Source organism: Agrobacterium sp. 6Ca8, assembly GCF_055382765.1.
On record NZ_AP026435.1, the window covers coordinates 537,950 to 551,794 of the forward strand.

General features: G+C 56.4%; 5 protein-coding genes. 4 read left to right on the forward strand and 1 reads right to left on the reverse strand.

Going from position 1 to position 13,845, the window contains the following annotated elements:
* Positions 1-3: 3 nt before the first annotated feature.
* A complete protein-coding gene (locus ACZ5A6_RS26255; protein ID WP_464111484.1) occupies positions 4-1,437 on the reverse strand; it encodes a sensor histidine kinase in 1,434 nt (477 codons plus the stop codon).
* Positions 1,438-1,746: 309 nt separating this feature from the next.
* Here ACZ5A6_RS26255 and ACZ5A6_RS26260 point away from each other — a divergent pair, with 309 nt between their 5' ends.
* The 4 genes from ACZ5A6_RS26260 to ACZ5A6_RS26275 all read left to right on the forward strand — a co-directional run bounded on the left by ACZ5A6_RS26260 (position 1,747) and on the right by ACZ5A6_RS26275 (position 13,539).
* Entirely contained in the window at positions 1,747-8,337 is a 6,591-nt protein-coding gene (locus ACZ5A6_RS26260; protein ID WP_464111485.1) for a peroxidase family protein, read from the forward strand.
* 70 nt (positions 8,338-8,407) lie between these two features.
* Entirely contained in the window at positions 8,408-10,129 is a 1,722-nt protein-coding gene (locus tag ACZ5A6_RS26265) for a type I secretion system permease/ATPase (protein WP_464111486.1), read from the forward strand.
* Between the two features lie 12 nt (positions 10,130-10,141).
* The gene (locus tag ACZ5A6_RS26270; RefSeq protein WP_464111487.1) at positions 10,142-12,211 is read left to right on the forward strand and encodes a calcium-binding protein; all 2,070 of its coding nucleotides are present in this window, start codon (positions 10,142-10,144) and stop codon (positions 12,209-12,211) included.
* 26 nt (positions 12,212-12,237) lie between these two features.
* On the forward strand, positions 12,238-13,539 hold the full coding sequence (locus ACZ5A6_RS26275) for an HlyD family type I secretion periplasmic adaptor subunit (protein ID WP_464111488.1): 1,302 nt from the start codon (positions 12,238-12,240) through the stop codon (positions 13,537-13,539).
* Positions 13,540-13,845 lie beyond the last annotated feature (306 nt).

Below are 13,845 nucleotides of genomic sequence, written 5' to 3' on the forward strand. Positions count from 1 at the left end.
CAGTCAATCGGCATTAATTGGGAGAACGGCAACGGCGATCGAGCCGTTTTTACCTGGAAAAAAGCGCATGCGTCCACCGAAAGAGCGGATGCGGCGTTTTTGGCTGACTTGTCCCAATCTTATCCTTTGAACCTCTTTTTGGGAGGTGATCAACCGGCTTGCGCCAAAATCGGCAACGCTGACATAGAGGCGGCCGTTACGTAGGCGATAACGAACGATCTGTCGGTTTCCATGCGCGTGACGATAGCTGTTCATCAGCCCTTCCAGTACAAACCGATACAAGCAGATGGACAGGTCGTGCAGGCGGATATCGATGCGTTCGCGATCGGCTATCTCCACCTCGCACCCGGTGATCTCGTAATAACGTTTCATGGATAATTCGATCGACTGCTGAAGCGTGATGCCTTCCAGTTCCGGAAGGATAAGACCGGCGGAAATATTGCGCAGTTCCTCGAGGACGCTGGAGACGAGATCAAGGATCTTTTGAAGGATGCGGCGCTGATTTGTATCTTCCGGATCCGTTGCGACCATGTCGCTCATCTGCAGCTTTACAAGTGTCAGCACTTGCACGGAACCGTCATGCAGATCCGCGCCAATTTGATCCAAAATGCGTTCATTAAGTTTGCCGGCTTCCGTGCGGGCGCTGTCTGCAATGACCCGCAGGCGGTCGTTCTCTATCGATAGATCAATGGCGTTGCGCAGGCTTTGGCGCAATATTTTTCGCTGTTCGTCGATGACCCTGCTGGTGCGCCGAACGATAAGGTAAAGCAGAGACAGCATCGGAACCGAAAGCAGGAAGACCACCGCCATCGTCACGGTACGCGCATTGGATATCTGTTTTCGTAATTTCACGGACTCCTGATATATCTCACCGGCAAGCAGGACGTTTCCACTGGTGTCCGTGTAGAGTGGCGCATAAATCTCGAGCAGCAGCTCATCTTTCTCGCCCGTGCTGTATTCGTGTTTGTCGCCATCGGTGCGCGAAACCTCTATGTCGCCCGCCAATGCTCCCCTGAGTTCGGGAAACATTTCCCGCTGACTGCCAATCTCTCCGCTGGCCGAAAAGGCTGGCGTTCCATCGGAAAGCCAGATCTTCACATTGGTGATACGTTCGTCCTGAGGGCCGTGGCCGATGAGATATTCGATATCGCTTGCGAACTGCTCATCGAAAATGAATTTGCCCTGGCTGTCTCGGCGTAAGAAGGGTGTAATCGATGTTTGCATGCGGGCAGCGCCAGCAACGCCCGCCGCATCCAGTGCTGATCGCTCCACCCGGGAAGCGGTAAAAAAGCTCAGCGCAGCCATAAGTCCGAAGACGACGATGGAGGCGGTAAGCAAGAACTGGTTGGCGATGGAGAGATCGGCAATCGCTCTGAACATCCAGCGTCTTGGCAGCGGCTTTATGTAACCTGCAATGTTGGATGCACTTTTGTTCATTACCAGCCCTCTTCGACAGACTGTAAAAAAGGATTGTCCTGCAGTGCAGCCGTTGAATAGTCTATATTCGATCCTTTTCTATAGCAAACCGATAAAAACTAATCATTTCGGATTAGTTATATCAATAATAATTAAGACGATGGTCGGAAGAAGGATTAAGACCTTGCGACAATACATCGTTAGACCAAGCGCTATTTGAAAAAACTCTGATTATGCCAGTCTCTTAGGCGGGATGTCGTCCTCTGCCAGCAATGAGCGAGGCGGCGATTGTTTTCAGTAGCGTTGGAGGCGGGGACACCCGAACGTCAAATGGTCACACTCATCAAACACGATCTCGAATTCATTCTCAAACAGATCGCAATTGCTGAAGCTCATACTGCGTTGATCGCAGGCTTGACGCCGGAGGATTTCGCAGAGGGCGACCCGATCGGGGAGGCGCTACGGAGCTTGGTCGATAGCCCGCTGTTGCCATCGGGCCTCCGCACCGTGGATGGCAGCTACAATAATCTGGTACCGGGGCGCGAGCAGTGGGGCGCGTCTGGCGAACCCTTCAAACTGCTGACCCAGCCGAACTGGGTCAATGAAAACGACGATACATTGATGTTTGGAACGCCTGCCAACCCAGTATGGCTGAACAACGGAAATTACACTCCGGGCGCACCCGGGACTCCGGGCTTTGCGCCTGGAACGGTGGTGGATGCCGATCCTCGTCTCATCTCAAACCTCATTGTGGATCAAACCCTTGCAAACCCGGCCGCTGTTGCTGCGGCTTTGCGCCTTGCCGGCCACTCCGAAGCGAACATAGCCCAAGGAGTGATTGCTATCCGTCAAGCCTTCGAGGGCGACGCCGCCGCGCAGGAAGATCTCGTTGCGGCCAACCTTGCCGTGACGGGCGCACAGGCCAATGTGCAGCAGGCATTGGCAGATGTCGTTGCGGTTACGGACCCCGCTGATCTTCCCGCCGCGCTGGACGCTCTTGCCGCCGCTCAGCAAGCGTTGGCCGCTGCCCAGGCTCAACAGGCGCAAACCGTTCAGGCGGCGGGTGTTCTTGACGGCCTCCTTGAGCAGTGGGGCGTCCAGATGGACGGCAACACGGTGCTTTTGCCGAATGTTTCCCCGGATGAAGGCCTTTCGGCACCCTACAACGCCTGGTTCACACTGTTTGGCCAATTCTTTGATCATGGCCTCGATCTCGTTGCCAAGGGTGGTAATGGCACCGTCTATATTCCTTTGCAGCCGGACGATCCGCTTTACAACCCGGCAACGCCACACACCAATTTCATGGTGCTGACACGCGCCACGGTCGGCGAGGGTGCCGGCAACGTTACCACGCCATGGGTAGACCAGAACCAGACCTATACTTCTCATGCATCACATCAGGTGTTCCTGCGCGAATATGAGACCGTCAACGGCAAAACGGTTGCGACCGGTCTGTTGCTGGAAGGCGCCGATGGCGGCCTTGCGACATGGGGTGAGATCAAGGCGCAAGCGCGCGAAATGCTTGGCATCGAACTGACAGATGCCGATGTCGGTAAAGTGCCGATGATCCGCACTGACCCCTATGGCCGTTTTATTCCGGACCCGGTGACCGGCTTTGCTCAGTTGATCGTTGGTATCGGCGCCGATGGCGTTCCCAATACGTCAGACGATATCGTGGTGTCCGGCACGCCGGATGCGCCAGTCAATCCGACTGCGGTGCTGGCACTCAGACTTCCAAACGCGTTTCTGGATGACATCGCCCATGCCGCCGCGCCCGTTATCACCAACGGCGTGCTTATGGCCGACAATGACGATACCGTCGGGTATTCGGGCAGTTTTGGTCCGCGCGGCAACCAGACGCATTATGACGACGAACTGCTCGATGCGCATTACATCACGGGCGATGGTCGCGGAAACGAAAATATCGGACTGACGGCGGTCCATTTCGTTTTCCATGCGGAACATAATCGCCAGATAGATGCGATCAAACAAACCGCCCTCGCAACGACAATTTCCGAAGGTGACTTCACCTTCCTCAACCAGTGGCTTGCCGAACCGATCAGCGTTTTGCCGGCGGATCTCAGCACACTCGTCTGGAATGGCGAGCGTCTTTTCCAGGCGGCGCGCTTTGCTACGGAAATGCAGTATCAGCATCTGGTTTTTGAGGAATTCGCCCGCAAGATCCAGCCGGATGTTGATATCTTCCTCGTTCAGCCGGACGTAGAACTTAATCCGGCGATCTTTTCCGAATTTGCCAATGTCGTCTACCGCTTCGGCCATTCGATGCTGAACCAGACAGTCGACCGCATTTATGCGGATGGAACGCGGGACAATGTCGATCTTTTCGACGCTTTCCTGAACCCGCTGGAGTTCGGCGGAACCGGCATTTCCCAGGCGCAGATGGCCGGTGCGATTGCCATGGGCATGTCGTCCCAGCACGCCAATGAGATCGACGAATTCGTCACCGATGTCTTGCGCAACCAGCTTGTCGGCATTCCGCTCGATCTTGCTGCGCTCAACATCGCCCGAGGTCGCGACACAGGCATGCCGACGCTCAATCAAGCCCGCGCGCAGTTCATGGAATTTGCCAATGGCGATACCAATCTGCGGCCTTATGTGAGCTGGGCAGATTTCGCCGTCAACATCAGAAACCCGGAATCCATCATCAACTTCATTGCGGCCTATGGCACACATTCAAACGTTACCGGCGCGACGACGATCGAAGCCAAACGCGATGCCGCTATGGAACTCGTCTTCGGTGTCGACATCAACGGTGATGGTCTTGTACCGAGCGAACAGGACCGGCAGGATTTCCTCAACGCACGCGGCATCTATGCGGGCGGCAGCCTGGGTGGTCTGAACGACGTTGACCTTTGGGTTGGTGGTCTTGCGGAAAAGAAGATGGCGTTTGGCGGTATGCTGGGCTCTACCTTCTCCTTCATTTTCCAGCTTCAGATGGAAAATCTGCAGGATTCGGACCGCTTCTACTATCTGTCGCGGACGCAGGGCCTCAACTTGCTGACGGAGCTGGAAAACAACTCCCTCTCCAAAATCGTCATGCGCAACACCAGTGTCGGGCCTGATGGGCTTGCCCTCCCGGCCGACATTTTCTCGGTGCCCGACCACATTTTCTATGTCGATGCTGCCAAACAGGCGCAAATGACCGGAAAAGCCGACCCGCAGCACGAAAACCCTGTTCTTGAAGCGGTCTCCAAATTGGTCGAACGAGGCCCGAATTACATCCGCTACAATGGCCTCGACCACATTCTCATTCAGGGAACGGATGGCGACGACCACATTATTTCAGGTGGTGGGGACGACAGTGTCTGGGGTGGGATTGGCAACGATCGTATCGAGGCCGGTTATGGGGTGGACGCCATCAATGGCGGCGCAGGTGACGACATCATCACCAGTGCCGGCACGGATATCGGTGCTGTCAGCGTGCTGAAGGGCGAAAGCGGCAATGACGTTATTGTCGATGGCACGGGCATGTCGCTGATTTTCGGCGGTGACGGCAAGGACTACCTTGTTTCCGGTGCTGATGATGGAGAAATCCGCGGTGGTCAGGGCGACGACTTCATATTCGGTGGTGACGGTATCAATGCCCTTTTCGGCAACGAGGGCGATGACTGGGTCGAAGGCGGCGGCGGTTTCGATTACATCGCTGGCGACAATGGCGAGCTCTTCTTCAACTCCACTGTCATCGGGCACGATGTGCTGAACGGCGGTTCTGGCGATACCGACTACGATGCGGACTCCGGCGACGACATCATGTTTGCTGGAGAGGGCATTCAGAAGAACATCGGCATGTGGGGCCATGACTGGGTTATCCATCAGGGCCAGAAGAACGGTGCCGATGCGGATATGCGTGTCGATATCTTCACAACGCTGCCGCTGGAAGTGTTGCGAGACCGCTTCAGCCAGGTAGAAGGCCTTTCAGGCTGGGATCATAATGACGTTTTGCGTGGCGATGATCGCCTCGGAACCGGACCGGAAGGCGGCACTGTCGCCGACCCGACGCCCGAAACAGGCTTCCGTTACAACGAGCTTAATCAGGCGGGCATAGACCGTATCGCCGGCCTCAATCAGATCGTCACGCAAGACATGATGAGCACGGGCGAATACTGGGCCGACGGATCCTGGGAAAACGGCAGAACGGGTACGACGGAGCGGATTTTTGTTGGTGGAAACATCATCCTGGGAGGTGGCGGTTCCGATATGATCGAGGGTCGCGGCGGTGATGATGTCATCGATGGTGACCGCTATCTGAGCGTGCGTATCATCGGCCAGTCGAAGGATGGGATCGCCTTCACGGTCAAGAGCCTTGAAGACACCGTCACGCTGAATGGCGTCACGAAATCGCTGACCTCATGGATGGTCGATGGTCGTATCAATCCCGGTTCGATGCAGATCGTGCGTGAACTTCTCGATGGCGGCGGCGATGGCGATATCGATACCGCAATCTACTGGGATGATTTCGCAAACTACGATATCACCGCCAATCAGGATGGCAGCTTTACCATTTCGCATGTCAATCCAACGGCCGGCGCAATCGATCCGATAACCGGGCGAAATCGCGTGCCTGACGGTACTGATCGGCTTTATAACATCGAGCGACTGCAATTTGCCGACCGGACGGTCGATATCAGCGCCGGACTACCGCAACCAGCAACCGGCGTGCCTGTCATCATCGACGCAACGCCGACCAGTGGTCAGGTTTCTCCTGAAGAAGGCCAGACACTGACGGTCGATGTTTCGCAGATTGCCGACGCTAACGGCATCGGAAGCGCCTTCGCCTACCAGTGGCAATATCTGAACGGAACGATCTGGACCGATATTCCCGGTGCGACTGCTGCGACCTTCGTGCCAACCGAGCCCAATGCGCTGCTGCTTCAGCTTGGCGATATCAGTGAGATCGGTCGTCAATTGCGTGTCTCCGTCAGCTTTACGGACGGGCTGGGCGGTACCGAGACGGTCATATCCGTTCCGACCTTGCCGGTTGTGGCACGCGGCGGCGTTACCGTGAATGGCACCGCTCTCACCAACAATGTTCTGAATGGCGCCAATGGCGACGACACGCTCAATGGTGTCGATCCATTCATCATCCTTGGAGGCAATGATACGTTGAACGGCGGTGCCGGTAACGACATCCTGAATGGTCTTGGCGGCAACGATACCCTCAACGGCGGTGCCGGTGACGATACGCTGAACGGTGGGAACGGTAACGACACGCTGAATGGCGGCGCTGGTTTTGACGTGATCAATGCCGGTGCCGGTACCGACACGATTAACCAGACCAGCACTGATGGGCGTGATTTAATCGATGGTGGTGCCGGGGTCGATACGTATCGCCTGACAGGTGTCGCAGGTTCAGAACTGTTCCGTATCTATGCGGTTACCAACGGCCAGAACGCCAATCTCGCGACGTCTCTGGGAACGATCTTTGCGACCAATACTGAAATCGTCATCACCAGAACAGTGGGTGGTGTCGAATCTGTCATTGCTGAGCTGGACAACATCGAAGAGATCGCCGTCAATACCCTTAACGTGACGGCCAATGATGGCGGTGGGCTGAACACCGGTGTCAACAATGGCGATACCGTGCAGGTTATCGGCAACTTCAACTCCACGAGCCTGAACTTCAGCACCATCACCATCTATGGCAGTGCGGGCAATGATACCGTGGATATCAGCGCGTTGACTTCGGCACATCGCATTGTCTTCCGCTCCAATGGCGGTAACGATACGATTGTCGGAACGCTTCGTCCGCAGGACGTTATCGAACTGCCCGCAGGCAGCAATCCGCAGGATTTCAGCCGAACCTATGATGCCGCAACGGGCCTTTCCACCCTCTCGAACGGCACACATCAGATCGTATTTTTCGGCGATGTTACTCCAGGGCTTAAAGAATACGAGAATGAGCACGGGGAGGACGACGACTATGATGATCACGAGGGCGAAGGCAACGGTGGCGAGTGCGGAAACACGCCAGATGATGGGGCTCCCAATGGCAACAATGGCGGTGGCAACACGACGCCGCTGCCAATAGCTGCCAAAACACTGATCGGTACGTCCGGCAACGACACCCTCATCGGCGCGGCGGGCCACGACACGCTGATTGGCGGTGATGGCGCGGATATTCTGGTCGGTGACGCCGGCAACGACATTCTCCGGGGCGAGGCCGGTGATGATGTCATTCTGAGTGGTGACGGCAGGGATGTGGCAAATGGTGGTGACGGTAACGACGAAATCCATGGTGGTGCCGGCAGCGATCTCATTTTCGGCGGCGCAGGTAACGACTTGCTGTTTGGAGACGAGGGCGACGATATCCTCGAAGGGGGTGCCGGCAATGATCGTATCTGGGGTGGTGCCGGCAATGACACGATACTTGCCACGCTGAACGATGGTGACGACGTCTATTACGGGGAAGACGGCACAGATACATTGGACTACTCGGTCAGCACGACCAATCTCACCGTCGATCTCGGCAATGGGCTGATGGGGCGCGGTTCCGTCAGTGGTGCAAGCACCGGCAACGATACGTTCTTCGGCTTCGAAAATTTTATCGGCGGATCTGGTCACGACAAGATTGTCGCCTCCAATGCCATCAACGTCATCGATGGCGGACTTGGGGATGACACTTTCAAGTTCAACTCCGCTGCCGCTGCAAATGGCGACACGATCTATGGCTTCAGCACCGGGGACAAGATTGATTTCTCCGGGATGGGGCAAGGGCTGCGCCTGACGGCCGGCACTACGATGACGGCGCTTGGCGACGTGACGATTGCTCACGAAGTCCGTGATGGCGAGGAATTCACCGTCATCAGGGGCAATACGCAGGGTGATGACGGGGCAGATTTCGAACTCGCCCTGCATGGCCGCCACAACCTCACTGCCAATGATTTCGTTGGGGTTTCCTGAGCTTTAACCCGAGGCATCGGCCGCGACGGGCGGCTGAACATCGCACAGTGCAGTGATCAGGGGACGTGTTATGAGTAAGCAATCAAACTACAAGATCAGTGGCATCGGCAGCCTTTTATGGTTTGTCTTCGGACTTTCCGGCGTCATCAATATTCTGGCGCTCACTGGCGCCATCTACATGCTGCAGATTTACGACCGTGCACTGACCAGCGGAAGTGTCGCGACGCTCCTTTGGCTGTCTGCCATCGCCATCGGCCTTTATCTGTTTCAGGGCATGTTTGATATTTTGCGCTCGCAAATTTTGGTGCGCTTCTCGGCCAATATTGACCAGAAGATTTCACCGCTGGTACACAAGGTCGTCATCGACATGCCGCGCTTCGGCTATTCACCAGCTGAAGCAAACGAGCGCGGCAGGGATGTCGATACGGTGCGCACCTTTCTCTCCGGCGCCGGGCCAGTCGCGCTGTTCGACCTGCCATGGATACCGATCTATCTCGTTTTCGTCTGGCTGCTTCATCCGGTTCTTGGAATGCTGACGGTTGGCGGCGCGGTCTTCCTCGCCTGCGTGACACTGGCCGCTGAACTGCTTTCCCGGCGCCATGCCAAGGAAATGACCCGCGCTGCTGTCAACCGCAATGTCGTTGCGGACAACCACATTCGCAACGGCGATGTCCTCTATTCCATGGGCATGACGGACCGTGCGCTAAAGCTCTTCGAGCGCGCCAATCGCCGTCATCTCGATACGCAGACCGCCACCTCCGATATATCAGGCACTTTTTCGGGCATTTCGAAGGTGCTGCGCATGATGTTGCAATCAGCCATTCTCGGCGTCGGGGCCTATCTGACGATCAAGGGAGAAATGTCGGCAGGTTCGATTATTGCTTCATCCATCGTCACGGGCCGCGCACTTGCACCTGTCGATCAGGCAATCGCCCAGTGGAAAGGCGTGGTGGCTGCGCGCAGAAGCTGGGGTCGCATCAAGGATACATTGGCTGCCCTGGACAACCCGGACACGCGTTTCGATCTTCCGGCACCTTCCCAGGAACTGTCGCTTGAAAACATTACAACGGTTGCGCCACTTTCCGGCACAGTCCTCTTGAGCGATATCAGCCTGAACCTCAAGGCCGGTCAGGCGCTTGCTCTGATCGGTCCAAGTGGCGGCGGAAAGACGACGCTGGTTCGCTCCATTCTCGGCATCTGGCCGGTTCTTCGCGGTGCTGTCCGCATTGATGGCGCAGATCTCAAGCAATGGCCCACGGAGTTCTTCACCTCCAATATCGGTTATCTTCCGCAGGAAGTATCGCTGATGGATGGATCGATCGCGGAAAACATTTCCCGCTTCGACCCGGACGTGGACTCCCGCAAGATATTTCACGCAGCCCGGGCTGCCGGCGTCCATGATATGGTCGTGCGTATGCCGGGCGGTTATCAGACGCAGATAGGCCCCAGCGGGCAGGCTCTTTCCGCCGGACAACGTCAGCGCATCGCACTGGCACGCGCGCTCTACGGCGACCCCTTTATCGTCGTTCTGGACGAGCCGAATTCCAATCTTGATGCCGAGGGGGAAGAAGCCCTGGCGCGTGCAATCGTCAAGGTTCGGGAGCGCAAGGGTATCGTCATCATGGTCGCACACCGTCCAAGCGCCTTGCAGCCGGTGGATATGGTTGGCGTCGTACAGGGTGGCAAGCTGGTTTCTTTTGGTCCGAAGGAAGAACTCATAAAGACATCGGCAAACACCCAGATCACACCGCAGCGGGCTGTTGTTGCCGAACGGCAATACGCGGCCGAGTGATGGAGGCATATCATGGCGATCGACATCAAGGACGGCCAGGACGAACTTTCTGCTCTGAACCGGGAAGCCGCTCTTGAGCAGCACGCACCGGGGCGCCGATTTGAAAGCCCGGACCGTCAGGAACGCACTCTGCGTTCCCATATGTTGAATTCGACAATTGGTATCGGTCTCGCCGCCTATCTCGGCCGTGTTCAAGATGTATATGCGCCATCTCCGAACGATTCGGCGGGGGACGGTGCCGGGCGCCCGGGGATGCTGGACGCCAGCACTCCTTCGCCGAGCTCGGATCCGGTAGCGCTTGCCCAACAGCTTGCATCTTTCTGGACAGAGTATTTGCAGAGCTATCTGGACGAAACCGACGGTGTGCGGCGATATGTGCGATACAATGGCCTATCTGTAGATTTCGGCAGGATCAGTTACGGGGCGGAGTTTGTTCTTTCCCGCGTGGCGGCGCTTGATCTTGATAACAACATGTTCAAGTTTTACCCGTACGCTGGTGCAAATGCTCCCCTTGGCATTCGCTTTGCTTTGCCGGGTAATCATTCGACGCCAATTTCCATCACTAATCCCGGAAATGCTTCAGCGCAGGCCGGAGCGGGGAATAGCGGCTCCGGCCAAGGAGGGGCGGGTAATGGCTCCGGCAATAGCAATTCCGAAAACCGAGCTCCCGTCGCGACAGGTGTGATTTATCTCGGAAGCGGTCTCGTCAACCTGTCGATTTTGTTGGCCTGGGCAGATCTGGCGCGCGCCGGATTGGACCCGGACGGCGACAGGCTTTCGATCTCCAACATAAATTCTTCCTCGGGAACTCTCAGCGCTCATGGCGCAGATGTCTGGCTGTTTACGCCATCCCGCGACATGAACGGTATCGTTTCCTTCACATACACCTTGAGCGATGGGCAAAGCAGCGTGACGGGACGAGCCTGGCTTGATCTGCGGCCCCATCCACCAAAGGAGATCGTCGGCACGGAAGGCGATGACACGCTGCTCGGCACGCCGAAGGACGACATCATCAAGGCGCTGGATGGCGACGATGTGGTCTATGGGCGAGAGGGCCATGACCTCATCGATGGCGGTGCCGGCAATGATATCTTGATTGGTGGTGATGGAAACGATGTCATTTATGGTGGCAAGGGACATGACCGGATATTGGGCGGACGCGGTGACGACGTTCTGTTCGGTGATGAAGGCAACGACTTCATCTATGGCGAAGAAGGCAACGACATTGCCTATGGCGGCACTGGTCATGATGTCATCTCGGGCGGTGCCGGTAATGATCGCCTGTTTGGTGAGGCCGGAAACGATGTAATTTCTGGAGATACCGGAGATGATGTTCTCGACGGCGGAGATGGCAACGATCGGCTGATTGGCGGTGAAGGGAACGATGTTGTTCTTGGTGGTGAGGGCGATGATGTCTTTATCGCCGGTGTGCTCGCCGTGCTGGACCAGGAACTTGAAAATGACGCTTCCTGTCTGGTGACGGTGCCGCTGCCTGATGGAAACGACGTGTTCGATGGCGGCAGCGGCTGCGATACATATGATGCAAGTGCCACCCAGGCAGGGGTCGATATCGATTTGCAGGCCGGCATTGCCCATGGCGCCGAGATTGGGACTGACCGGCTTGTCCGTGTGGAAAACGCGATCGGCGGTTCGGGTAACGACCGCATAACGGCCAGCGATACGGTCAATGTGATGATCGGTGGGCAGGGCAACGATATTTTCGTTTTTGCGACAACCTCCAGCCTTCGTAACGGTGGTAGCGGACGCGATGAAATCCGCGATTTCGAAATCGGTGACAAGATCGATTTTTCAAAGCTGAGTGCGGATCTCGGTGCGCTGTATTTCGGATCCGACGATCTTGGCATGGCCGATCTAAACGGCCGCGACCATCGCACACTCATCAAGCTCTACAAGGAACTCACCGATGACGGTGAGAATCGTCAGGTGGTGCAGATTTATTCCGATCTGGATGCGGACGACAAATACGAGCTTGTCGTCATAAGCCAGCAAGAATTGAATTCGGGCGACTTCATCCTAACCGTGACGGTTGCCCATGCCGATAATGGTTCAATCACCGTTTAGTAAAGCGTTGGGGTGGAGGAAGTGTCATGACAGGTTCAAACAGGGCAGAACCAAAGAACATCAATGTTGCAGGAAACGGCATTCGTTTGCGCGTGATCACCACCGCGCTCTTAGCGACCTGCCTGGTGGGAGGCATCGGCGGTTGGGCGGCACAGGCGAAACTTGCCGGAGCTGTTATCTCTCAGGGCGAGGTCGCCATTTCCGGCGAAATCAAACAGGTTCAGCATGTTGATGGCGGCACCGTGGTGGAAATTCCGGTGAAATCCGGCGATCTCGTTCGCAAGGGCGATGTGGTCCTGAGGTTGGATGACACGCAGGCTCGCGTGGAGCTCGATATCATACAAAGCCAGATTGGCCAGCTTTCGGCCATGCGGGCGCGGCTTGTTGCCGAAAGGGATAACGCGGCGGAGCTGATTTTTGACATGCCGGTCATGGCGCAGCTGGGGCGGGAAGAGCTAAAACTTTTCCGGGAAAATCAGCAGTTGCGTGAAAATCAAAAGCAGCAATTACGGTTGCAGGCCAATCAGCTTCAAAACCAGGTGGATGGTCTGGAGCAGCAGCGCAAAGCCAGCATTTCAGAAGAGGATCTGGTTCGAGACGAGGTTTCACTACAACAGCAACTGGTGGAAAAGGGGCTGGTCCGCATAGCCGATCTGCGCGACCTGAAACGGCAAATGGTTCGTCTTCAGGGAACGATAGGCGATGTGACCGCCAAAATTGCAGAAGCCAGAGGTCAGATCAGTGAACTGGATATCAAGTTGACGTCTATAGACCAAAGCAGCCGTTCCGAAGCCCAGAAAGAAATTGTCCGAATTGACACCCAGATTGCTGAACTCAACCAGCGGGCCATCGCGGTATCCCACCGGCTCGACCGCACTACCGTGCGTGCGCCGGAATCCGGTTATATCTATGATCTTCAGGCCCATACCGTTGGTGGTGTCATCGGCTCCGGAGCAGCCATCATGTCGCTTGTCCCGAAAGCGGGAGATCTGCGCGTCGATGTTAAAATTGCTCCGACCGATATCGACCGAATTAATGTTCACCAGCCGGCGCGTATGCGCTTCATTGCCTTCAACCAGCAGACAACGCCTGAGGTAAAGGGCAAGGTGGATATCGTCTCTGCCGCTACCTCGGTAGACAAGGCGACCGGGTTGCCATTCTATAAAACGACGCTTTCCTTCTCACCCGATGCACTCGGGACATTAGCCGCCAAGCTGCAGCCGGGAATGCCGGTTGAGGTCTATATCGAGACCGAAGAGCGAACCGTGATCTCCTACCTCAGCAAGCCGTTAACCGACCAGATCATGAGGGCTTTCCGGGAGGAATGAGCGACTGTCTGACAGATGGAAGCGCAGAACGATGGCGTTAGCATCCGTTGGGTGGTGGCACAGTCTCGCCGCCAGCGTTATTCCTCAGTCTCCCAAGGCCGCCCTCTTTTCGCAGGCGGAGCGTCTCACTCCCCTGCAACCACTCCCTCGCGTCGTGGATCGGCGCTGCCGGCCAAACTAGCTTCCGGCGCCACCCGCCTGTCTTCCTCTGTCGTCAGATAGTGCGGGGAGATGAGCAGCCGCGAATGGCCGCCATTAAGCACCTTTCCCGCATTTGATCTCCTCCCGCCCGGCCTGAGGGACACC

Coding starts and splice junctions, on each gene's coding strand:
- ACZ5A6_RS26255 (WP_464111484.1), bottom strand. CDS start 1,437: ATGAACAAAAGTGCATCCAACATTGCAGGTTACATAAAGCCGCTGCCA.
- ACZ5A6_RS26275 (WP_464111488.1), top strand. CDS start 12,238: ATGACAGGTTCAAACAGGGCAGAACCAAAGAACATCAATGTTGCAGGA.
- ACZ5A6_RS26265 (WP_464111486.1), top strand. CDS start 8,408: ATGAGTAAGCAATCAAACTACAAGATCAGTGGCATCGGCAGCCTTTTA.
- ACZ5A6_RS26260 (WP_464111485.1), top strand. CDS start 1,747: ATGGTCACACTCATCAAACACGATCTCGAATTCATTCTCAAACAGATC.
- ACZ5A6_RS26270 (WP_464111487.1), top strand. CDS start 10,142: ATGGCGATCGACATCAAGGACGGCCAGGACGAACTTTCTGCTCTGAAC.